Origin of the sequence: Spirillospora sp. CA-108201 (genome assembly GCF_050936235.1) — a bacterium.
In the GTDB taxonomy this organism is placed as follows: Bacteria; Actinomycetota; Actinomycetes; order Streptosporangiales; family Streptosporangiaceae; genus Spirillospora.
Window position 1 is genome coordinate 9506520 of the sequence record NZ_JBNJNE010000001.1, and the last position, 22309, is coordinate 9528828.

A 22309-nucleotide genomic window follows, 5' to 3' on the forward strand; every position below is an offset into this window, starting at 1 on the left:
AGCAGTCAAGCGGGCTCCTCCTCCGTCGAGGCGAGGATCTCGGCCAGGTGGACGGTGCGGACCCCGGCGCGGGTGCGGGTCAGGGCGCCGCCGATGTGCATCAGGCAGGAGTTGTCCGCCGCGCACAGCGCCTCGGCCCCGGTCGCCCGGACGGCGGTGACCTTGTCGGCGCACATCGCGGCCGACACCTCGGCGTTCTTCAGCGCGAACGTCCCGCCGAACCCGCAGCACTCGGCCGCGTCCGGGAGTTCGACCAGGTCGATGCCGCGGACCTCGCGCAGCAGCCGCAGCGGGCGGTCGCCGACGTGCAGCATCCGCAGCGAGTGGCACGTGGGGTGGTAGGTGACGCGGTGCGGGTAGTACGCGCCGACGTCGGTGACGCCGAGGACGTCCACCAGGAACTCCGTCAGCTCGTGGACGCGGGAGGCGACCCCGGCGGCGCGCGGGGCGAGCCGGGGGTGCCAGTCGCGGATCATCGCCCCGCAGGACGCGGACGGCGTCACGATCGCGTCGTAGGGCTCGAACGTCTCCGCGAACCCCTTCACCAGGGGCAGCGCCTGCCGCCGGTAGCCGGTGTTGAGGTGCATCTGCCCGCAGCACGTCTGCGACTCGGGGAACTCGACGTCGTGGCCGAGGCGCCGCAGCAGCCGCACCACCGCCCGGCCCGTCCCCGGATACATCGTGTCGTTGACGCAGGTGAGGAACAGCGCGACTCTCACAGTGCCTGCCTCCCGGGGGCGGGGCCGCCCAGGGCGGAGCGGCTGGACTCGCGGACGACCAGCTCGGGCTGGAACATCACCTGCTGGTGGGCGTGCCCGCCCGTCTCGTCGCACTCCTCCAGCAGCAGCTCGGTCGCGATCCTGCCGAGCTGGTAGGTGGGCTGCCGCACCGAGCTGAGCGGGACGGCGGCCGCGGCCGAGAACTCGATGTCGTCGTACCCGATCAGCGCGACGTCATCCGGCACCTTGATCCCTGCCTGGAGCAGGACGCGCAGCACGCCGAGCGCGAGCAGGTCGTTCGCGCAGAAGATCGCGTCGGGCAGCGGCGGGCCCGCCTCCAGCAGCCGCCGGGCCGCCTCCTGCCCGGACCGGGCGTTCATCGCCCCCACGGCGACCTCGCGCATCGCGTCCCGGGGGAGCCCGGCGGCGCGCACCGCCCGCAGCGCGCCCTTGCGGCGGTCGACGCACTGGCGCAGCACGGCCGGCCCGGTGACCAGCGCCAGCGTCCGGGCGCCCGCGTCCAGCAGCTCGGCGGCCGCGAGCTCGCCGCCCGCGACGTCGTCCACGGCGACCGAGCACTGGTTGGCGCGCGGCGTCGGGTGGTCGAGCAGCACCACGGGGACGTTCCGCTCGCGCAGCCGGTCGGCGGCCTCGCCGTCGTCGCCGACCGGGGTCAGCAGGACGCCCCGGACGCGCTGCTCGGCGAACACCCGCAGGTTGCGCTGCTCCCGCTCGTCCGACTCGCCCGAGGAGGACAGGATCACCGCGTAGCCGCGCTCGCTGGCGATGTCCTCCACGCCGCGCGCCACGTCGGTGAAGAACGGGTTGGCGAGGTCGAGGACCATCAGCCCGATCGTGCTGCTGTGCCCGGCGCGCAGGGTGGACGCGGAGCCGTTGCGGACGAAGCCGAGATCGCGGATCGCCTGCTCGACGCGGGCGCGGGTGGCCTCGGCGACGCGTTCGGGCCGGTTGAGCACGTTGGACACGGTGCCCGGCGAGACGCGGGCGTGCGCCGCGACCTGCTTGATGCCGACCGTCCGGCCCGGCGGCGCGGAGCGGCCGGTGTCGTCTGCGCCCAATCTGTGTGCCCCCGAGTCGTCCGCTGGTGTGTCGCCGCTCACTTTGGGTCATCCGATTAAAACGTGTCAACCCGAAGGCGGGGGCCATCGGCGGCGAGACCGGGACGGCCGGTCCCGGCCGCGAGCGGATTCTGAATGTCCCCGGCCCTTGTGGGGAAGGGCTTTCCGCAGCATTGGGCGGGGGTGTGGGCGAGGTCACCTCTTGACGGGTGCTCCGGGTCACATCTAGCGTCCTCCGCAACATCTAGTTAAAACGTTTTTCATCTGTTCGTTACGGACGTCCCCCGCGAGGAGGGCCGCGATGGGTGCACCGGGCCGGTCGGCGCCGCCGACATTGGCACTGGTCAACGTGAGTAAGTCGTTCGGCGCGGTCCGCGCGCTGCAGGGGGTCACCCTGGAGCTCCACGCGGGCGAGGTCCACGCCCTTGCGGGGGAGAACGGCGCCGGCAAGTCCACGGTCGTAAAAACGTTCGCAGGCGTGCACCGGCCCGACGCGGGCGAGGTGCGGGTGGACGGCGAGCCGGCGGCCTTCCACGGCCCCGCCGACGCGCAGGCCGCCGGCGTCGCGGTGATCTACCAGGAGCCCACGCTGTTCCCCGACCTGTCGGTCGCGGAGAACATCTTCATGGGGCGCCAGCCGCGCGGCGCGCTCGGCCGCATCGACCGCCGCGCCATGCACGCCGAGACGGCTCGGCTGTTCGAGCGGCTCGGCGTCGCGCTGGACCCGCAGCAGCCCGCACGCGGGCTGTCGATCGCCGACCAGCAGGTCGTCGAGATCGCCAAGGCCATCTCCCGGGACGCCCGGGTGCTGATCATGGACGAGCCGACCGCGGCCCTCACCGGCCAGGAGGTCGCCCGCCTGTTCGCCGTCACCCGCAACCTCCAGGAGCACGGCTGCGCGGTGCTGTTCATCTCACACCGGCTGGAGGAGATCTTCGAGCTGTGCCGGCGGGTGACGACGCTGCGCGACGGCGCCTACGTCGGCACCGACATGGTCGCCGACATCACCCCCGACGACCTCGTCCGCCGGATGGTGGGCCGCGACCTCGACGCGCTCTACCCCAAGCAGGACGTGACGCCCGGCGAGGTCGCGCTGAAGGTGAGCCGGCTGACCCGCGAGGGCGCCTTCACCGACGTCTCCTTCGAGGTCCGCCGCGGCGAGATCGTCGCGCTGGCCGGGCTGGTCGGGGCCGGCCGCAGCGAGGTCGCCCGCGCCGTCTTCGGCGTGGACCGCTGGGACGCCGGGACCGTCGAGGTCGGCGGGCGCGCGCTCCCGGCGGGCAGCCCCACGGCCGCGATGTCGGCCGGGCTGGCGCTCGTCCCCGAGGACCGCCGCCAGCAGGGCCTCGTCATGGACATGTCCATCGAGCGGAACATGGGCCTGACCCAGCTGCGGACGCTGCGCCGCGAGAGCGGGCGCGGGGGCCTGATCTCCCGGAGGGTGGAGCGGGACCGCGCCGCCGACTGGGGCCTGCGCCTCCAGCTGAAGTACGCGCGGCTCGGCGACGCCGTCGGCGTCCTGTCGGGCGGCAACCAGCAGAAGGTCGTGCTCGCCAAGTGGCTGGCCACCGAGCCGGCCGTGCTGATCGTGGACGAGCCGACCCGCGGCATCGACGTCGGCACCAAGGCCGAGGTGCACCGGCTGCTGTCGGAGCTGGCCGCGCAGGACCTGGCGGTGCTGATGATCTCCTCCGACCTGCCGGAGGTGCTCGGCATGGCCGACCGGATCCTCGTCATGCACGAGGGGCGGCTGACCGCGCAGATCGCCCGCGCGGACGCGACCGAGGAGAGCGTGATGGCCGCCGCGACCGGCCGCCCCGGCAACGGAAAGGCGGCCTGAGCCGATGACCGTCCTCACCCAGTCCCCGGCCAGGCCGGAGTCGGGCGGCCCGCCGGGCGGCGGGCGCCGCCTCGTCGAGATGGTGCTGCGCGCCCGCGAGATGAGCATCCTCGGCGCGCTGGTCGTGCTCGTGCTCGGCACGACGATCGCCAACCCGCGGTTCCTGTCCGGCCAGGGCGTCAAGGACATCTTCCTCAACGCCTCGATCCTGGTGCTGCTCGCCGTCGGGCAGAGCATGGTCGTCGTCACCCGCAACATCGACCTGTCGGTCGGGTCCGTCGTCGGGCTCGTCGCGTTCAGCGCCGGGAAGTTCGCCTCCGGCGGCGACCGCAACGTCGTGCTGGTCGTGCTGGTGGGCGTCGGCATCGGCCTGGTCTGCGGGCTCGTGAACGGGCTGCTGGTCAGCTTCTGCCGCGTGCCCGCCCTCGTCGTCACCCTCGGCACGCTGTACGTGATCCAGGGGCTCGACTACCGCGTCGCGCACGGCGACCAGATCGGCGCGGCGGACCTGCCGTCCTCCGTGCTGAGCCTCGGCAACGACGGGATCCTCGGCGTCCCCTACCTGCCGATCATCACGGTGGTCGTGATGCTCGGGGTCGGCTACTACCTGCGCTCCTACTCCTCCGGGCGCGAGTACTACGCGATCGGGTCCAGCCCGGAGGCCGCGATGCTCGCCGGCGTGCCGATCCGGCGCCGCGTCCTCACCGCCTACCTGGTCAGCGGCGCCCTCGCCGGGCTCGCCGGGGTGCTGTGGCTCGCCCGGTTCGGCACCGTCGTCGCCGACGCCGCGCACGGCTGGGAGCTGAAGGTCGTCAGCGCGGTCGTCGTCGGCGGCGTCGCCATCACCGGCGGCGTCGGCACCGTGTACGGGGCCGCGCTCGGCGCGCTGCTGCTCACCACCATCGGCAGCGTGCTGGTGGTGCTCAAGGTCAACTCGTTCTGGCAGGACGCGATCACCGGTGTCCTGCTGCTGCTGGCCATCAGCGTCGACCGGCTGCTGGCGCTGCGCGTCACCCGGGCGCTGAAACAGCGGTCCCTGGCGTCGGCCGCGCACCGCGCCGCCGCGCCGCAGAGCAAGGAGGGACGGTCATGAGCCGCCTGATGCGGTGGGAGACCGCCGTCACCGCGCTGCTGGTCCTGGTCTTCGCGGGCGGCGCGGGGTTCTCGCCGGACTTCGCCAACAACGACAACCTCTCGTTCGCCTTGGACGACCTCAGCGAGATCGCGCTGATCGCGCTGCCGATGACGCTGCTGGTCGTGTGCGGGCAGGTGGACCTGTCGGTCGCCTCGATCCTCGGGTTGTGCAGCGCCCTCACCGGCAAGCTGTGGGACGGCGGCATGTCCATCGAGATGATCATCCCGCTGGTGCTGGTCGTCGGGATCGTCTGCGGGCTGGTGAACGGCCTGCTGGTGACCAGGCTCGGGCTGCCGTCCCTCGCCGTGACGATCGGCACGCTGACCCTCTACCGGGGCCTGGCGTACGTGACGCTCGGCACCGGCGCGATCTCGGAGTTCCCCACCGCCTACACCGACCTCGCGACCTCCTCCATCCCCGGCACCCCGATCCCGTACCCGGTCGCGCTGTTCGCCGTGCTCGCCGCCGTCACCGGCGTCGTCCTGCACGCCACCGGCGTCGGGCGGTCGCTGTTCGCGATCGGCGCGCAGGAGGACGCCGCCTACTTCGCCGGCATCCGGGTCAAGCGGCTCAAGCTGATCCTGTTCGCGGTGTCCGGACTCGTCGCCGGGTTCGCCGGGATCGTCTACACGCTCCGCTACGGCAGCGCCCGCGCCGACAACGGCCTCGGCCTGGAGCTCGCCGTCATCGCGGCGGTGCTGCTCGGCGGCGTCGACTTCGACGGCGGCAAGGGCACCCTCGGCGGCGTCATCGCGGCCGTGCTGCTCATCGGCCTGCTCCGCAACCTGCTGATGCTCAACGACGTCTCCACCGAGGTCCAGTCGATCGTCACGGGCCTGCTGCTCATCATCAGCGTCCTCACGCCGCGGCTGATCGCCGTGGCGCGCGAGGCCCGAGGCCGGCGGCGGGGCGCGAGACCCGCGGTCCCCGCCGCCGCACCCTGACTCCCACCGCACGCCCCCTGAGACCCCCCGCCGCACGTCCACCCACCCCGTAGCACGACCAGAACTGTGAAAGGCACCCTGATGACCATTCGTATGCGCGCCCCGCGCCGGCTTGCGGCCGTCGCCACGGCGAGCGCCCTGGCCCTCAGCCTGGCCGCCTGCGGCGGGACCACCAAGGACTCCGCGTCCGGCTCGGGGGACGCCAAGGCCGGGGGGAACGCGTCCGCGGACCCGAACGCGCCGCTGAAGAAGGGCCTGAAGCTGGCGTTCCTGCCCAAGCAGGTCAACAACCCCTACGAGACGATCGTCGACAACGCAGGCATCGCGGCCGCCAAGGAGTTCGGCGGCGAGGCCAAGGAGGTCGGCCCGTCCGACGCCTCGGCGTCCTCGCAGGTCTCCTACATCAACACGCTGATCCAGCAGCGCCACGACGCGATCCTCATCGCCGCCAACGACGAGAACGCGGTGTGCGGGCCCCTCAAGCAGGCGAGGTCCAAGAACATCAAGATCGTCGCCTACGACTCCGACACCAACCCCGCCTGCCGGGACGTGTTCATCAACCAGGCCAGCTCGGAGGAGATCGGCCGCAGCGAGGTCAAGCTGCTCGCCGAGCAGATCGGGAGCGAGGGCGAGATCGCGATCCTGTCGGCGACCGCGAACGCCACGAACCAGAACACCTGGATCAAGTTCATGCAGGACGAGCTGAAGAAGCCCGAGTACTCCAAGATGAAGCTCGTCAAGGTGGCCTACGGCGACGACGACGACCAGAAGTCGTTCCAGCAGACCCAGGGCCTGCTCCAGGCGTACCCGAACCTGAAGGGCATCATCTCGCCCACGACGGTCGGCATCGCCGCCGCCGCCCGCTACATCTCCGGCTCCAAGTACAAGGGCAAGGTCGCGCTGACCGGCCTCGGCACCCCCGACCAGATGCGCAAGTTCGTCAAGGACGGCACGGTCAAGGGATTCGAGCTCTGGGACCCGAAGAACCTCGGCTACCTCGCCGCGTTCGCGGCGGCGGCGCTGTCCTCGGGCCAGATCACCGGCGCGCAGGGCGAGAAGTTCAAGGCCGGCAAGCTCGGCGAGCGCTCGATCGGCGCCAACGGAGAGGTGATCCTCGGCCCGCCGACGGTGTTCGACGCCAAGAACATCGACCAGTACCACTTCTGATTCTGAGATGTCCGGAAGCACGAAGCGCGTCTGCTTCCTGCTGAAGGTCAGGCAGGACCGCCTGGAGGAGTACAAGCTGCGCCACCAGGCGGTCTGGCCCGACATGCTCAGCGCTCTGCGCGACACCGGCTGGCACAACTACTCGCTGTTCCTGCGCGAGGACGGCCTCCTCGTCGGCTACCTGGAGACCGACGACTTCGAGGCCGCGCAGGAGGCGATGGCCCGCACCGAGGTGAACGCGCGGTGGCAGGCGGAGATGGCGCCGTTTTTCGAGGACCTCGACGGCCGCCCCGACGAGGGGATGCGGACGCTCCCCGAGGTCTTCCACCTGGACTGACCAGGTGACCGGAAAGAAGAGAGGCAAGCGTGAACGACACCAGCGCGGTGAAGGACGCCCTGCGCCGCCAGCAGATCGAGACTCCCTCGTGGGCGTACGGGAACTCGGGGACGCGGTTCAAGGTCTTCGCCCAGCGGGGCGTGCCGCGCACGCCGCGGGAGAAGATCGACGACGCCGCGCAGGTGCACCGGTTCACCGGCGTCGCGCCCCGGGTGGCGATCCACATCCCTTGGGACCGGGTGGACGACTACGCCGCGCTGGCCGCCCACGCCGAGGATCGGGGCGTGCGGATCGGGGCGGTGAACACCAACGTCTTCCAGGACGACGACTACATGCTCGGCAGCGTCACCAACCCCGACCCCGCCGTCCGCCGCAAGGCCCTCGACCACCTCCTCGAGGCGGTCGACATCATGGACGCCACCGGGTCCCGCGACCTGAAGCTGTGGTTCTCCGACGGCACGAACTACCCGGGGCAGGACGACATCCGCGACCGGCAGGACCGGATGGCCGAGGCTCTCGCCGCCGTCTACGAGCGGCTCGGCGACGACCAGCGGTTCCTGCTGGAGTACAAGCTGTTCGAGCCGGCGTTCTACACGACCGACCTCCCCGACTGGGGCACCTCCTACGCGCACTGCCTGAAGCTCGGCCCGAAGGCGCAGGTCGTCGTGGACACCGGCCACCACGCGCCCGGCACCAACATCGAGTTCATCGTCGCCTTCCTGCTGCGCGAGGGGAAGCTCGGCGGGTTCGACTTCAACTCCCGCTTCTACGCCGACGACGACCTGATGGTGGGCGCCGCCGACCCGTTCCAGCTGTTCCGGATCATGTACGAGGTGGTGCGCGGCGGCGGCTACGACGCCGAGACGGGCGTGGCGTTCATGCTCGACCAGTGCCACAACATCGAGCCGAAGATCCAGGGCCAGATCCGCTCGGTGATGAACGTCCAGGAGGCCACCGCCAAGGCGCTCCTGGTGGACGCCGCCGCCCTGCGGTCGGCGCAGGCCTCCGGCGACGTCCTGGAGGCGAACGCCGTGTTCATGGACGCCTACAACACCGACGTCCGGCCGCTGCTCACCGAGCTGCGCGAGGAGATGGGCCTGCACCCGGACCCGGTCTCCGCCTACAAGGCGTCCGGCTACTACGAGCGGATCGCCGAGGAGCGCAAGGGCGGCCAGGCGGCCGGTTGGGGCGCATGAGCACGCCGCGCCGGCCCGCCGTCCTCGCGGCGGCCTCCGGGCTCGTCCTGGTCGCGGCCGTCCCCGCGCACGCGGTGGAGAGCGCCGCCCTGCGCGTCGGCGGCCTGGAGACCGAGCACGCCACGACCCCGAACGCGGTCTCGGCCGCGCAGCCGCGCTTCGGATGGGTGCTGAGCGCGGGGGAGCGCGGCCAGCGGCAGACGGCCTACCGGCTGTCCGTCGCCGCCGACGGGGGCCGCGCCGTCTGGGACTCGGGCGCGGTCGCCTCGGCGCGCGGCTACGACGTGCGCTACGGCGGCCCGGCGCTCAGTCCCGCCACCCGCTACACCTGGCGGGTCAAGGTCGCCGACGCCCGCGGGCGCTGGACGCGCTGGAGCGCGGCGACCTGGTTCGAGACGGCGCTCGGCGCGGGCGGCTGGCGCGGCTCCTGGATCGGCGCCCCCGAGAACGCCGCCTCCACCCCCGACCTGCGCGGCACCAGCTGGATCTGGTACCCCGAGGGCGACCCCGCGACCGGGGCGCCCGCCGGCTCGCGCTACCTGCGCGGCGCGTTCGACCTGGCCGCCGTCCCGGACGGCGCCCGCCTGGTCATGACCGCCGACGACGGGTTCACCGCCTGGGTGAACGGCGCCGAGGTCGGGGGACGCGACCCCGAACCCACGGCGGAGAACTGGCGCCGCCCCATCGTCGTCGACGTCGCCGGCCACCTGCGGGCCGGCCGCAACGTCGTCGCCGTCAAGGCGACCAACGGCAAGGCCAGCCCCGCCGGGCTCCTCGGACGACTCGAACTGCCCGGCCAGGACCCGAAGCAGTTCGACACCGGCGCGGCCTGGCGGGCCGCGAACGAGGAACCGTCCGGGGACTGGAAGGCCGCGGACTACGACGACGCGGCCTGGCCCCAGGCGAAGGTGCTCGCGGCCTGGGGCGGCGCTCCCTGGGGCGAGGTGAACCCCGAGAAGCCCACCCTCCCCGAGCCGCTCCTGCGCCGCGACTTCACCGTCGCCGGCAAGAAGATCGCCAAGGCGCGGCTGTACGCGGCGGCCGGCGGCTACGCCGAGCTGAGCCTGAACGGCCGGCGCGTCGGCGACGAGGTCCTCCAGCCCGGGTTCGTCCGCTACGACAAGCGCGTCGAGTACGTCACCCGCGACGTGACCCGCATGCTGCGGCGCGGCGGCAACGTGATCGGGGCGCGGCTCGGCCGCGGCTTCTACGGCATGACCCAGAAGAACGCCTGGAACTGGAACGCCGCCCCGTGGACCGGCGAGCCGCGGCTGATGGCCCAGCTCGTCGTCACCTACGACGACGGCGCCACCCAGACGATCGCGACCGACGGGGGCTGGCGCTACGCCGAGGGCCCCGTCCGCTACGACTCCCTCTACGGCGGCGAGACCTACGACGCCCGCGAGGAGGAGCCCGGCTGGGACCGCCCCGGCTTCGACGCCTCATCCTGGAGGCGGGCGGCGACCGTCTCCGCCCCGACCGCCACCGTGGTCCCCGAGGAGCACGAACCGATCAAGGTCGCCCGCACCCTGCGGCCCGTCGCGGTCACCAACCCCAAGCCCGGCGTGTACGTCTTCGCGATGCCGCACAACACCGCCGGGTGGGCCCGCATCCGGACCCGCGGCCCGAAGGGCGCGACCGTCGGCCTCAAGTACGGCGAGCGGCTCAACGCCGACGGCACCGTCCTGTCCGCCAACGGCCTGGTCACCGGACGCTTCCAGACCGACGAGTACGTCCTGGCCGGGCGCGGGACGACCGAGACGTGGGAGGCCCGCTACAGCTACAAGGGCTTCCAGTACGTCCAGGTGACCGGCTGGCCGGGGGAGCCGCCCACCGCCGACGACCTCGACGGCCGCGAGGTGCACAGCGACCTGCGCTCGAACGGCGCGTTCCGCAGTTCCAACGACCTGTTCAACACGCTGGAGACCATCACCCGGCAGACCGTCGTGAACAACTGGCACGGCATCCCGACCGACACTCCGATGTACGAGAAGAACGGGTGGACCGGCGACGCGCAGCTCATGGCCGAGATGGAGATGGGCCGCTTCGACCTGCGCCGGCTGTTCGCCAAGTGGATGACCGACCACCGCGACAGCCAGGGCCCCGACGGGACCGTCCCGGGGATCGTGCCCGACAACGGCTGGGGCCTCGGCTCCTACGGCCAGGCGCCGCCGTGGCACGCCTCCCTCACCGAGATCCCCTGGCAGATGTACCAGCGGTACGGCGACCGCGACGTCCTCGCCGCGAGCTACCCGGCGATGCGGGCGTACCTGGACGGGTGGCTCAAGCGCGCCGACGGCGAGGGGCTCTACCCGAGCAGCCTCAACGACTACCTCGCCCCCGGCTACAACGGCAACACCCCCGAGGACGGGCGCCTGCACGGCACCGCCTACACCTACTCCAACGCGATGATCATCGCCGACGCGGCGGAGGTCCTCGGGCACGGTGACGACGCCGCCCGGTACCGGGCCGCCGCCGCCCGCGCCAAGGACGCCTTCAACAAGGCGTTCCTGCGCGGCGACGCCTACGTCACCAGGTCCGACCCCGGCTACCGGCAGACCAGCGCGCTGCTCGCCCTGGCCCTCGGGCTCGCGCCGCAGGAGGCGCAGAAGGCCGTCACCGACCGGCTCGTCCGGGACGTGGAGGAGCGCGGCGGCCACCTCAACACCGGGGCGCTCGGCTCCAAGTACCTGCTGACCGAGCTGACCAGGCGCGGCCACGGCGACCTGGCCTACCGCGTCGCCGACCAGCGCACCTACCCGGGCTGGGGGTACTGGGCCGCGAACGGCGCCACCACGCTGTGGGAGCGCTGGGACCTGGACTCGCGGTCCCGCGACCACGTCTTCCTCGGCGGCGCCATCGGCGAGTGGTTCACCGAGGACCTCGCCGGGATCACGCCCGCCGCGCCCGGATTCGACCGGGTGAGGGTCGCGCCGCAGCCGGTCGGCGACCTGACCTCGGTGACCGGCTCCACGCCCACCCCGCACGGCCCGGTCGCGGTCCGCTGGACGAGGTCCGGCTCCGGATTCGACCTGCGCGTGAGCGTCCCCGTCGGCGCCACCGCCGAGATCGAACTGCCCGCCGCGGCCGCGGACCGGGTCAGCGAGAGCGGCCGGCCGCTGACCGCCGCCCGCGGCGTGCGCGTCCTCGGCGCCGGGCAGGGCCCGGCCGGGAGCGTCGTCCGGGTGGAGGCCGCGTCCGGCGCCTACACCTTCCACGCACGTCCATGAGGCCACGCACGCCCATGACCCCACGCACGTCCACGAACCCGCGCACCCACATGAGGAGATATCCGATGACCGCCACTCCACCCGAGGTGGAGCACCTGCTGGAACGCGCCAACACCCTTGGCTCGGACCCGCGCAACACCAACTACGCGGGCGGGAACGCGTCCGCGAAGGGCACGGTCACCGACCCCGTGACGGCCCGCGACATCGAGCTGATGTGGGTGAAGGGCTCGGGCGGCGACCTCGGCACCCTCACCGAGCAGGGCCTGGCCGTCCTGCGGCTGGACCGGATGCGCGCCCTCGTGGACGTCTACCCGGGCGTCGAGCGCGAGGACGAGATGGTCGCCGCGTTCGACTACTGCCTGCACGGCAAGGGCGGCGCCGCGCCGTCCATCGACACCGCCATGCACGGCCTCGTGGAGGCCGCGCACGTCGACCACCTGCACCCCGACTCCGGCATCGCGATCGCGACGGCCGCCGAGGGCGAGGAGCTCACGCGGCAGATCTTCGGGGACCGGGTGGCGTGGGTGCCGTGGCGGCGCCCCGGCTTCCAGCTCGGCCTGGACATCGCCGAGATCAAGCGCGCCAACCCCGGCGCCATCGGGGTGGTCCTCGGCGGGCACGGCATCACCGCGTGGGGCGAGACGAGCGAGGAGTGCAAGGCCAACTCCCTCGACATCATCCGCACCGCGGAGGCCTACATCGCCGAGCACGGCAGGTCCGACCCGTTCGGCGAGGTCGTCCACCCGGCGCTGCCCGAGGACGAGCGGCACGCACGCGCCGCCGCGCTGTTCCCGCTCGTCCGGGGCCTGGCGTCCACGGACCGGCCGCAGGTCGGGCACTACACCGACGGCGAGGCGGTCCTGGACTTCGTGTCCCGCGCCGAGCACCCCCGGCTCGCCGCTCTCGGCACGTCCTGCCCGGACCACTTCCTGCGCACCAAGGTCGCGCCGATGGTGCTGGACCTGCCGCCGGACGCGCCTCTCGACGACGCCAAGGCGCGCCTGAGGGAACTGCACGCGGCCTACCGCGAGGAGTACGCCGCCTACTACGACCGGCACGCCGGCCCGGACTCGCCGCCGATGCGCGGCGCGGACCCGGCGATCGTGCTGGTGCCGGGCGTCGGAATGTTCTCCTTCGGGGCGAACAAGCAGACCGCGCGGGTCGCCGGCGAGTTCTACGTCAACGCGATCAACGTGATGCGCGGCGCGGAGGCGCTGTCGTCGTACGCGCCGATCGACGAGGCGGAGAAGTTCCGCATCGAGTACTGGGAGCTGGAGGAGGCCAAGCTGCGCCGGATGCCGGCGAGCAGGCCCCTCGCGGCCCGCGTCGCGCTCGTCACCGGCGGCGGCTCCGGCATCGGCGCGGCCACCGCCCGCCGCCTCGCCGCCGAGGGCGCCTGCGTCGTCGTCGCCGACCGGGACCTCGCGGCGGCCGAGAAGGTCGCCGCCGAGATCGGCGCCGCCGCGCTCCGCGCCGCCGACGTCGCCGTCGCCGCCGGCGCGGACGTGACCTCCGAGGACGAGATCGCCGCGGCCGTCCGGGCGGCGGTCCTGGCGTTCGGCGGCGTGGACCTCGTCGTCAACAACGCCGGCCTGTCCATCTCCAAGCCGCTGCTGGAGACGACCGCCGCCGACTGGGACCTCCAGCACGACGTCATGGCGCGCGGCTCGTTCCTGGTCTCCCGCGAGACCGCCCGCGTCATGGTCGAGCAGGGGATGGGCGGCGACATCGTCTACATCTCGTCCAAGAACGGGGTGTTCGCCGGGCCGAACAACATCGCCTACGGCGCGACCAAGGCCGACCAGGCGCACCAGGTGCGGCTGCTGGCCGCCGAGCTCGGCGAGCACGGCGTCCGCGTCAACGGGGTCAACCCGGACGGGGTCGTGCGGGGCTCCGGGATCTTCGCCGGCGGCTGGGGCGCCAAGCGCGCCGCCGTGTACGGCGTCGAGGAGGAGAGGCTCGGCGAGTTCTACGCCCAGCGGACGCTGCTCAAGCGCGAGGTGCTGCCCGAGCACGTCGCCGCCGCCGTCTTCGCCCTCACCGGCGGGGACCTGACCCACACCACCGGCCTGCACGTTCCCGTCGACGCCGGCGTCGCCGCCGCGTTCCTGCGCTGAGGAGGACCCGCTCGTAAGAAGAAGGCCGGCCGGCGGCCCGGACCGCGCGGCCGCGGCGCTCACCCCGCCGCGTCCGCGCCGTCCCCACCCGGGCCGCCGGCCGTCCCTGTTGGGCCCGCTCGACCAAGTGAACCCGAAGGGATAACGATGCCGCCGACCGAGAAGTTCGCGCGCTCCTACGTGTCCGTCGTCACCTCTCTGGCCCTGGGCGCCGCCGCCCTGGCCGCCGTCCAGCCCGCGCCCGCGTCCGCTGCCGAGCGGGACCCGCTCGGCCTTCCGCCCCTCGCCCGCGCCGACCGCTACGTCCTCGCCCCCTCCGGCCGGAACGTCCCGCCCGTCCGGGCCGCGGAGTCGTACGGGGTCAACGGCGACCACGTGACCGCCGCCTCCGGGACGTCCGAGAAGGCGCACGACCTCGACGCCGGCTCGTCCACCGCCGCCAAGGCCGACGGCGTCATGACCCGCCAGACCGGCGGGGACGCGGGCGCGGCCTTCGGCTACCGCCTGCGCGTCACGCCCGGACACGCGGTCACCCTCCGGGTCGAGGAGGCCGGCAGCGCCACCGCGCACTACGAGGTGCTCGTGAACGGCGCGGTCGTCCACGAGCGCGCACCGGACCCGGCCCAGGCCGGGGTGTGGAGCGGCGACAAGGCGGGCCTCGTCCACTACGACGTGACCGTCCCGGCGCACCTCGTCGGTTCGTCAAAGGACATGCGGGTCACGTTCCGCAACACCGGCAAGCCAGGGCCCGGCGCGCGCGTCCACGCCGTGTGGACGCTCTACAAGGACGGCCAGGCCCCCGCGGCGCCCTACGGCGGGACGGTGCGGAACCCGTCCGGCGCCTTCCGGAACGGCACGACCACGCTCAGCTCCAACGAGTACGGCCGCCCCTACGTCGTCTACGACTTCGGGAAGGAGGTCGGCGGGCAGATCCAGGTCACCGCCGACGCCCGCAAGGGCTCGCCCAGGCTCGGCCTGGCGTTCAGCGAGAGCCCGCAGTACCTCACGACCGCCTCCGACTACAGCCAGGACCCGGTCGGCCTCGCCACCGAGACCCACTACCTGGAGACGAGGAGCGGGCGTTCCGCACTCACCGATCCCGTCATCCGCGGCGGGTTCCGCTACCTCATGGTCTTCCTGGACGGCCCCGGCGAGGTGCGGCTGTCCGACCTCCGGCTCCGGTTCACCGCCGACCCCGCCAACCCCGACCTGGACGGCTACAAGGGCGCGTTCCTGTCCAGCGACGACACCCTGAACCGGCTCTGGTACTCCGGCGCCTACACCGTCCAGATGGCGACGATCGACCCGGCGACCGGTCGCCCCTACCCGGGCCAGGAGGGCCCGGTGCGCAACGACGCCATCGTCGGCGAGGGCGACAGCGTCGTCAGCGACGGCGCCAAGCGCGACCGGATGATCTGGGGCGGGGACAACGCGGTCGCCGACCCGGTCGCGTACCTGTCCACCGGGCAGGCGGGTCCGGCGGCGAACGCCGTCGGGTTCATGGCCAAGGGGCAGGCCGCCAGCGGCCAGATCCCCGGCCTCTACCTGACCGACAAGCTCGGCTACAACATGGGCTGGGGCGAGTACGCGGCCTGGTGGGTCCACAACTACTGGACGCACTACCTGTACACCGGCGACCAGGCGTTCTTCGACAAGTGGTACGACGCCATGAAGAGGAACGTCGCGTGGCTGGAGTCGAACGCGGGTGACGACGGCCTCCTGACCATGAAGGGCGCCGGCGGCACCTGGGGCTACGGCAACGACGCGGGCGGCGCCTACGTCTCCTCCCTCTACGTCAAGGTGCTCGGCCAGGCGGCGCAGGCGGCCGAGGCCAAGGGCGACACCGGGCTCGCCGGGACCTACCGGGAGCGCGCGGCCCGCACCGCCAAGGCGGTGAACGACCGTCTGTGGGACCCCGCCGCGGGCGCCTACAAGGTCAGCCCGTCCGACGGGAACCACCCCCAGGACGGCAACGCCATGGCGGTCGTCGCGGGCGTCGCCACGGGCGACCGCGCCGCGTCGGTGCTGAGGTTCTTCGGCGACAGGCTGGCCGACCCGCACGGCGACCTCACCGTGGACAAGGCGGGCGGCGCCGTCCCGCAGTACATCAGCCCGTTCGTGTCCGCGCAGTCGCTGCTCGCCCACTCCTCCCAGGGCGACGCGGCCGGCGCGATGTCGCTGCTGCGCCGCACCTGGTACCCGATGCTCGGCAAGGCCCAGCCCGGCACGCTCTGGGAGAACGTCAGCCGGGCGGGCGCGCCGCAGCTCGGCTCGTACACGAGCCTGGCGCACGGATGGGCCGCCGCGCCGACCTCCTTCCTCACCAACCAGGTCCTCGGGGTCGCCCCCGCCTCCGGCGGCTTCGGGACGTTCACCGTCCTGCCGCATCCGGCGAGCGGGCTCCGCTGGGCGCAGGGACGCGTGCCGACGCCGCACGGCGACATCACCGCCGCCTGGAAGCGGGAGGGCGGCAGGTTCACGCTGCGCGTCGCCGCACCGCGCGGAACGACCGCGACGGCCGGCGTCCCCTCGCAGGGCGCGTCCGAGGTCCGCGTCGGCGGGACGGTCGTCTGGCGGAACGGCGCCGCCGTGAGACCCGGCGTCACCGTCCGGGACGGCCTCGTCCAGGTGCCCGGCCTCACCGGCACGTCCGTCCTGACCGCGTCCCGCTGACTGGAGTGATCATGGTTCCCCCCACTGCCCGGCGCTCCCTCGCCCGCGCCGCCGCGGCCGCCGCCCTCTCGGTCACGAGCACCCTCGCGCTCGCCGTCCCCGCCGTCGCCTCACCTCCCGCCGGGGACCCCTGGCAGGACTCCTCCTACACGCCGCGCCCCGGCCAGTGGCGGCCGTACGTCCTGGCCCCGTCCGGCCGGGAGGTCCGTCCGGCCGGGGTGTTCAGGGCCGACCCGCGCCAGGGCGCGATCGACGGCGACCCGCGCGGCGCGCTGCGGCGGGGAGGCGGCACGGTCCGCCTCACCGGCGCCGCCGACCGGACGGGCTCCCCGCTGCTGATCGTCGACTTCGGCAAGGAGGTCGCCGGGCACCTCAGGGTCCGGGTGAAGGGCGCCTCCGCCGACCGGCCGAAGCTGCGCGCCTGCTTCTCCGAGTCGGTCGAGTACATGGCCCTCGCCCCGGACGCCAACGACGGCCAGGGGAAGATCGCGCCCGGCTGCGACACCGCCAACATCTGGAACGGCTTCCCAGGCCAGCCCTACACCGCGGACACCGACAGCCACGACCTGCCGCTGGACGGGGTTAGCCTGCCGGGCACCGTCCGCGACAAGGAGCTGCGCGGCGGATTCCGGTACGCGACCCTCTTCCTGGACGGCCCCGGGCACGTCGACGTCGACGAGATCTCCCTCGACTTCACCGCCGCGCCCGACCAGCGGGACCTGGACGGCTACCGCGGCCACTTCCTGTCCAGCGACGACCGGTTGAACAAGATCTGGTACGCGGGCGCGTACACCGTCCAGATCAACACGGGCGCGTCGAACACCGCGAAGAAGTGGCCCTACCAGCCGGGGGAGGGCGACCACGCCGACGCGCAGGTCCCGCACGCCGACCCGCGCACCTCCGTGATCTACGACGGCGGCAAGCGCGACCGGATCGTCTGGCAGGGCGACCTCGCCGTCCAGGCCCCCGTCGCCTACGTCAGCACCCACGACCTGGGCTCGGTCGCCAACTCGCTGTCGTCGCTCGCCGCCCAGCAGCTCCCGGACGGCTACATGCCCGCCGCGAGCCTCGTCGGGCAGCACAACCAGAACGAGCTGCGCACCTACGGCGAGTACGTCACCTGGTTCGTGTCCAACATGTACGAGCACTGGTGGTACACCGGCGACCGCGCCTACCTGGACCGGTGGTGGCCCCAGCTCACCCGGGCGACCGCCTGGCTGGAGTCCGTCCGCGCCGCCGACGACGGCGGCCTGATCGGCTTCAAGGACTCCGGGTCGTGCGGCCACTACGGGTACTCCGACTGCGGCCACGAGACCTACGTCAACGCCCTCTACGCCCGCAACCTCGACCAGATGGCCGCGATGGCGAAGGCGCGGGGCGACGCCTCCGCCACGGCCTACGCGGACCGGGCCGCCGCCGTGAAGCGGGCCGTCAACGAGCAGCTGTGGGACGAGAAGGCAGGCGCGTACCGCCTGTCCAGGGAGATCCCCGGCGCCTACCCGCAGGACGGCAACGTCACCGCCGTCCTCACCGGCATCGCCGGCGGCGACCGCGCCAAGCGGGCCCTCGCCTACCTGCGCGCCCGCAACTGGACGGACATCGGCTCGCTCACCGTCTCCCAGTCCACTCCCAATGCCAGCCTTCCGCCCTTCTACGCTCCGCTGCCGAGCGGGTTCGAGGCCGACGCGCGGCTGGAGACCGGCGACGCGTCCGGCCTGGAGCTGATCCGCCGCTTCTGGGGCCACCAGCTCAGGCAGGACCCGGGCTCCACGTTCTGGGAGCACCTGCAGCCGGACGGCACGCCCAACCTCAAGCAGTTCTCCAGCCTGGCGCACGGCTGGGCCGCGCAGCCGACCGTCACGCTCAGCACCAGGGTCCTCGGCGTGCGGCCCGCCGCCCCGGGGTACGAGTCCTGGTCCGTGGTCCCCTTCACCGGGGACCTGGCGTGGGCCGAGGGCACGGTCCCGACGCCCCACGGAGACATCGCCGCGTCCTGGCGCAGGACGGGCCGCGGCTTCGAGTTGAAGGTCACCGCGCCGCGCGGCACGCACGGCCGCCTCGCCGTCCCGATCACACCGTCCACCCGCCGGGTCACCCTCGACGGCCGGACGGTCTGGGCCGGCGGGAAGGCGACCGCGCCCGGCGTGTCCGGCGACGGCGGCCACGTCTACGTGGACGGGGCGCCCGCCGGGCGCCACACCCTCACGGCCCGTTAGGAGAGGACAAGCAATGGCAGACACCACAGCGCCGCCGCCGGTGAAGGTCGGCCTCGTCGCCGGCGGGCTCGGCGCCTACTGGCCGCAGTTCCCCGACCTGCTGCCGCAGCTCAGGCGGTCCGCGGAGCGCGTCTCGGAGCGGATGCGCGGGCTCGGCGCCGAGGTCGTCGACGTCGGGTTCATCTCCGACGCGCAGGAGGGCGCGGCGGCGGCCGAGCGGCTGCGGGCGGCGGGCTGCGACATCATCGTCGGCTTCCTCACCACCTACATGACCGCGACGATGCTGGTCCCGGTCGCGCAGCGGGCCGACGCGCCCGTCCTGCTGATCAACCTGCAGCCGACCGAGTCGATGGACCACGCCTCCTTCGACACCGGGCAGTGGCTCGCCTACTGCGGCGCCTGCCCGCTGCCGGAGATGGCGAACGCGTTCGCGCGCTGCGGCGTGCCGTTCCGCTCGGTGTCGGGCTACCTGGAGGACGAGCGCGCCTGGGAGCGGATCGGCCGCTGGGTGCGCGCCGCCGGGGTCCGCGCGGCCCTGCGGCGGGGCAGGCACGGGCTGATGGGCCACCTGTACCCGGGCATGCTCGACGTCTCCACCGACCTCACGCTCGTCAGCGCCAACTTCGGCGGGCACGTGGAGGTGCTGGAGTTCGACGACCTGCGGGTGCGGGTCGAGAAGGTCACCGACGCCGAGACGGCCGCCAAGAAGGCCGAGGCGGAGAAGACCTTCGAGCTGGACGCGTCCGTCAACGACGACGACCTGACCTGGGCGGCCCGCGTCTCGGTCGGCCTCGACCGCCTCGTCGAGGACTTCGGGCTCGACAGCCTCGCCTACTACCACCGCGGACTGGACGGCGAGGTGCACGAGCGGCTCGGCGCCGGGATGATCCTCGGCGCGTCGCTGCTCACCGCGCGCGGGATCCCGGCGGCCGGGGAGTACGAGCTGCGCACCTCCCTGGCCATGCTGATCGCCGACCGGCTCGGCGCGGGCGGCTCCTTCACCGAGTTGCAGGCGCTCGACTTCCACCGCGGCCACGTCGAGATGGGCCACGACGGGCCCGCGCACCTGGCGATCAGCGCCCGCCGCCCGCTGCTGCGCGGCCTCGGCGTCTACCACGGCAAGCGCGGCTACGGCGTGTCCGTCGAGTTCGACGTCAGGCACGGCCCGGTCACCGCGTTCGGGATCATCCAGCGCCGCGACGGCCGGTTCGCGTTCGCCGCGTCCGAGGGCGAGACCGTGGACGGGCCGCTGCTGCGGATCGGCAACACCACCTCCCGCGTCGACTTCGGCTGCGACCCCGGCGAGTGGACCGACGCGTGGTCGGCCACCGGCATCTCCCACCACTGGGCCCTCGGCACGGGCCACCGCGTCGCCGACCTGAAGGCCCTCGCCGACCTCCTGGAGATCGAACTGGTCGAAGTGAACCCCTGACGGTACGACTCTCTCTGGCGTGATCGGGGGATCCGCTCCCAGGCGATGACGGGCGAATGCCCATGGCCGTCCCGCGCGGCCATCGGCTCTGCTCGCCATGCCCGGAAAGGGACGCGCCTCATCCCACCCCTCCCCGCGCAGTTTCGAAAGGGCGTTCCTGTCCATGCGCAGAATCCCCCCGAGCCGCGCCGTCCTCCTGGCGGCGCTCACCTCCCTCCTGCTCGCCCTCCTGACGGCCCTTCCCGCGCGGGCCGAGGTCGTCAGCGACCTCGTCAACTTCGGCCCGGGAGGGGAGCAGACGGTCCGGTTCGACACCGACGGCAACGCCGTGGACGCCCACGACGGCGCGATCCAGCGGTTCGGCGACACCTACTACCTGTACGGGACGAGCTACGACTGCGGTTACCAGTGGCAGGTCAACACCTCGTTCTGCGGCTTCAAGGTCTACTCGTCGCCGGACCTCGTGCACTGGACCGACCGCGGAAACGTGGTCCAGCCCCGGGACTGCAAGTTCTGCTTCCGCCCGCACGCCGTCTACAACGAGACGACGCGCAAGTACGTCCTGTGGGTCAACGACCAGGAGGCGGCGGACAGGTTCCGGGTCTACACCGCCGACCGTCCGACCGGGCCGTTCACCGAGCAGCCGGTTCCCGACCTCCCCGGGGGGACGCACTGCACCGCCGACCTCGACGTGTTCGTCGACGACGACGGCAGCGGCTACCTGGCGTGCAGCAACGCGGGGTGGCACGTGGCGGTCATCAAGCTCACCTCCGACTACCTGCGCGCCGCCGGGCCCTACGACGTCACCGGCGTGACGCGCGTCGAGGCGCCCTCGATCTTCAAGCGGAACGGCGTCTACTACCTGACGATGTCCGACCCCAACTGCGGGTACTGCACCGCGACCGGCACGTCCTACCTCACCGCCACGAGCCCGCTCGGCCCGTGGACGGGCCGTGACGCCTGGTCGGCCGCCGACGGCGTCCTCACCGCCAAGGGCGGCCTCTACGGCCTGTCGCAGCAGGGCGAGGACTGGACCGACTACACCTACTCGTTCGACGTCGCCCCGCTGCCGGCGGCGTCGGGGACGTTGACCCAGGCCGGGTTCTCGGTCCGGATGAACCGCGACGACTACGGCTACCTGTTCCTGCTGAGCGGGACGGGCACGGCGAACGGCAAGCTGACCGTCCTGCGACGCGCGGGCAAGACCACGGCCAGCCACACCGTCACCCTCGACAAGCCCATCGTCGCGGGGGAGTGGCACCACGTGTCGGTCGCCGCGGCGGGCTCGACGCTGACGACCTCGATCGACGGCGTGCAGGTCGACACCTACACCGACACGACCTACCCGGCGGGCAAGGTCGGCTTCCGCGAGTGGAACGGCGCCAACCTGGAGACCGCGAAGTTCGACAACGTGCGGGTCACCTCGCCCGCCGGGCAGGAACTGCTCGGCGACGACTTCTCCGGTGACCTGTCGAAGTGGGTCGTGCCGACCGCCGGGACCCCGATCACCGACGACTCCTGCGGCGGCCAGCCCGCACATGTCGCGACGCTGCGGCAGCGGGACGGCGAGCCGACGTACCTGTACTTCAGCGACCTGTGGAACTTCCACACCAACGAGGCCCTCGCCAACTACTACTGGCAGCCGCTGGAGTTCGGCGACGACGGCGCGATCGCGCCGATCGAATGCGGCAACGCGCGGGTGCGGCTGGACCCGGGTCATCCGGGGCACCAGCGGGCCGTCCCCGGCCTCGACCAGAGCAGCGGCGTGACCGGGTTCCGCACCGGCTGCGACATCGCTGGCGTCGTCCACCGGGAGCAGTCGTTCACCGTGGGCCGCCGCGGCCGCCTCGGCTCGCTCGCCGTGACCGTCTTCAAGGACGGCACCGAAGAGGGACGGGTCGAGCGCACGCCTCCCACCGGACCGCTCACGATCGAGATCGCCGACGAGACCCGGACCGTGTGGTCGGAGTCGATCCCGGCGGACCGCATCGGCTGGTCGGCGCGGAACCTGACCGTCCACCCGGACATCCGGGTCGAACGGGGCGGCCGGTACACGGTCCGGCTCGGCTCCACGACCGGCCAGGGCTGCTACGGCGTCGCCTACTCCGACCACGACCCGTACCGGGGCGGGACGTCGGCCGTCAGCCGTGACGGCGGAGCGACGTTCACTCCCGAACCCGGCCGCGACCTGAAGTTCCTGACCAGCGTACGGAAGGCCTGAAAC

At 72.8% G+C, this 22309-nt stretch carries 14 protein-coding genes; 12 read left to right on the forward strand and 2 right to left on the reverse strand.

Translation table 11 applies throughout. The features are described from left to right. Window positions 1-5 precede the first annotated feature (5 nt). Complete coding sequence (locus ACQEU6_RS45320; protein ID WP_499339983.1) at window positions 6-719, reverse strand: (Fe-S)-binding protein; 714 nt, start codon at window positions 717-719, stop codon at window positions 6-8. Further along, window positions 716-1798: a LacI family DNA-binding transcriptional regulator gene (locus ACQEU6_RS45325; RefSeq protein WP_499339984.1), complete on the reverse strand. Its 1083-nt coding sequence runs from the start codon at window positions 1796-1798 to the stop codon at window positions 716-718. Before ACQEU6_RS45325 ends, ACQEU6_RS45320 begins: the two co-directional genes overlap by 4 nt. Before the next feature lie 301 nt (window positions 1799-2099). Between ACQEU6_RS45325 and ACQEU6_RS45330 the strand changes: the two genes are divergently transcribed. The 12 genes from ACQEU6_RS45330 to ACQEU6_RS45385 all read left to right on the forward strand — a co-directional run bounded on the left by ACQEU6_RS45330 (window position 2100) and on the right by ACQEU6_RS45385 (window position 22306). After that, window positions 2100-3638 (forward strand): sugar ABC transporter ATP-binding protein, encoded by a 1539-nt coding sequence (locus ACQEU6_RS45330; RefSeq protein WP_499339985.1) that lies wholly within the window; start codon window positions 2100-2102, stop codon window positions 3636-3638. A 4-nt stretch (window positions 3639-3642) separates the two neighbouring features. Further along, window positions 3643-4731 (forward strand): ABC transporter permease, encoded by a 1089-nt coding sequence (locus ACQEU6_RS45335; RefSeq protein WP_499339986.1) that lies wholly within the window; start codon window positions 3643-3645, stop codon window positions 4729-4731. Then, window positions 4728-5717 (forward strand): ABC transporter permease, encoded by a 990-nt coding sequence (locus tag ACQEU6_RS45340; RefSeq protein WP_499339987.1) that lies wholly within the window; start codon window positions 4728-4730, stop codon window positions 5715-5717. The genes ACQEU6_RS45335 and ACQEU6_RS45340 overlap by 4 nt, the downstream gene beginning before the upstream one ends. Window positions 5718-5798: 81 nt before the next feature. Then, window positions 5799-6884: a rhamnose ABC transporter substrate-binding protein gene (gene rhaS / locus ACQEU6_RS45345; RefSeq protein ID WP_499339988.1), complete on the forward strand. Its 1086-nt coding sequence runs from the start codon at window positions 5799-5801 to the stop codon at window positions 6882-6884. Window positions 6885-6891: 7 nt separating this feature from the next. Next, window positions 6892-7221, forward strand: a complete 330-nt coding sequence (locus ACQEU6_RS45350; protein WP_179847793.1) for an L-rhamnose mutarotase — start codon at window positions 6892-6894, stop codon at window positions 7219-7221. A 29-nt stretch (window positions 7222-7250) separates the two neighbouring features. Beyond that, entirely contained in the window at window positions 7251-8417 is a 1167-nt protein-coding gene (gene rhaI, locus ACQEU6_RS45355; protein WP_499339989.1) for an L-rhamnose isomerase, read from the forward strand. Beyond that, entirely contained in the window at window positions 8414-11647 is a 3234-nt protein-coding gene (locus ACQEU6_RS45360) for a family 78 glycoside hydrolase catalytic domain (RefSeq protein WP_499339990.1), read from the forward strand. Before rhaI ends, ACQEU6_RS45360 begins: the two co-directional genes overlap by 4 nt. Window positions 11648-11712: 65 nt before the next feature. Beyond that, on the forward strand, window positions 11713-13764 hold the full coding sequence (locus tag ACQEU6_RS45365; protein WP_499339991.1) for a bifunctional aldolase/short-chain dehydrogenase: 2052 nt from the start codon (window positions 11713-11715) through the stop codon (window positions 13762-13764). 147 nt (window positions 13765-13911) lie between these two features. Continuing rightward, a complete protein-coding gene (locus tag ACQEU6_RS45370) occupies window positions 13912-16437 on the forward strand; it encodes an alpha-L-rhamnosidase-related protein (protein ID WP_499339992.1) in 2526 nt (841 codons plus the stop codon). An 11-nt stretch (window positions 16438-16448) separates the two neighbouring features. Next, window positions 16449-18653, forward strand: a complete 2205-nt coding sequence (locus ACQEU6_RS45375) for an alpha-L-rhamnosidase-related protein (protein WP_499339993.1) — start codon at window positions 16449-16451, stop codon at window positions 18651-18653. Between the two features lie 13 nt (window positions 18654-18666). Beyond that, the gene (locus ACQEU6_RS45380) at window positions 18667-20085 is read left to right on the forward strand and encodes an arabinose isomerase (RefSeq protein ID WP_499339994.1); all 1419 of its coding nucleotides are present in this window, start codon (window positions 18667-18669) and stop codon (window positions 20083-20085) included. A gap of 163 nt (window positions 20086-20248) precedes the next feature. Beyond that, complete coding sequence (locus ACQEU6_RS45385; RefSeq protein ID WP_499339995.1) at window positions 20249-22306, forward strand: family 43 glycosylhydrolase; 2058 nt, start codon at window positions 20249-20251, stop codon at window positions 22304-22306. Window positions 22307-22309: the final 3 nt, after the last annotated feature.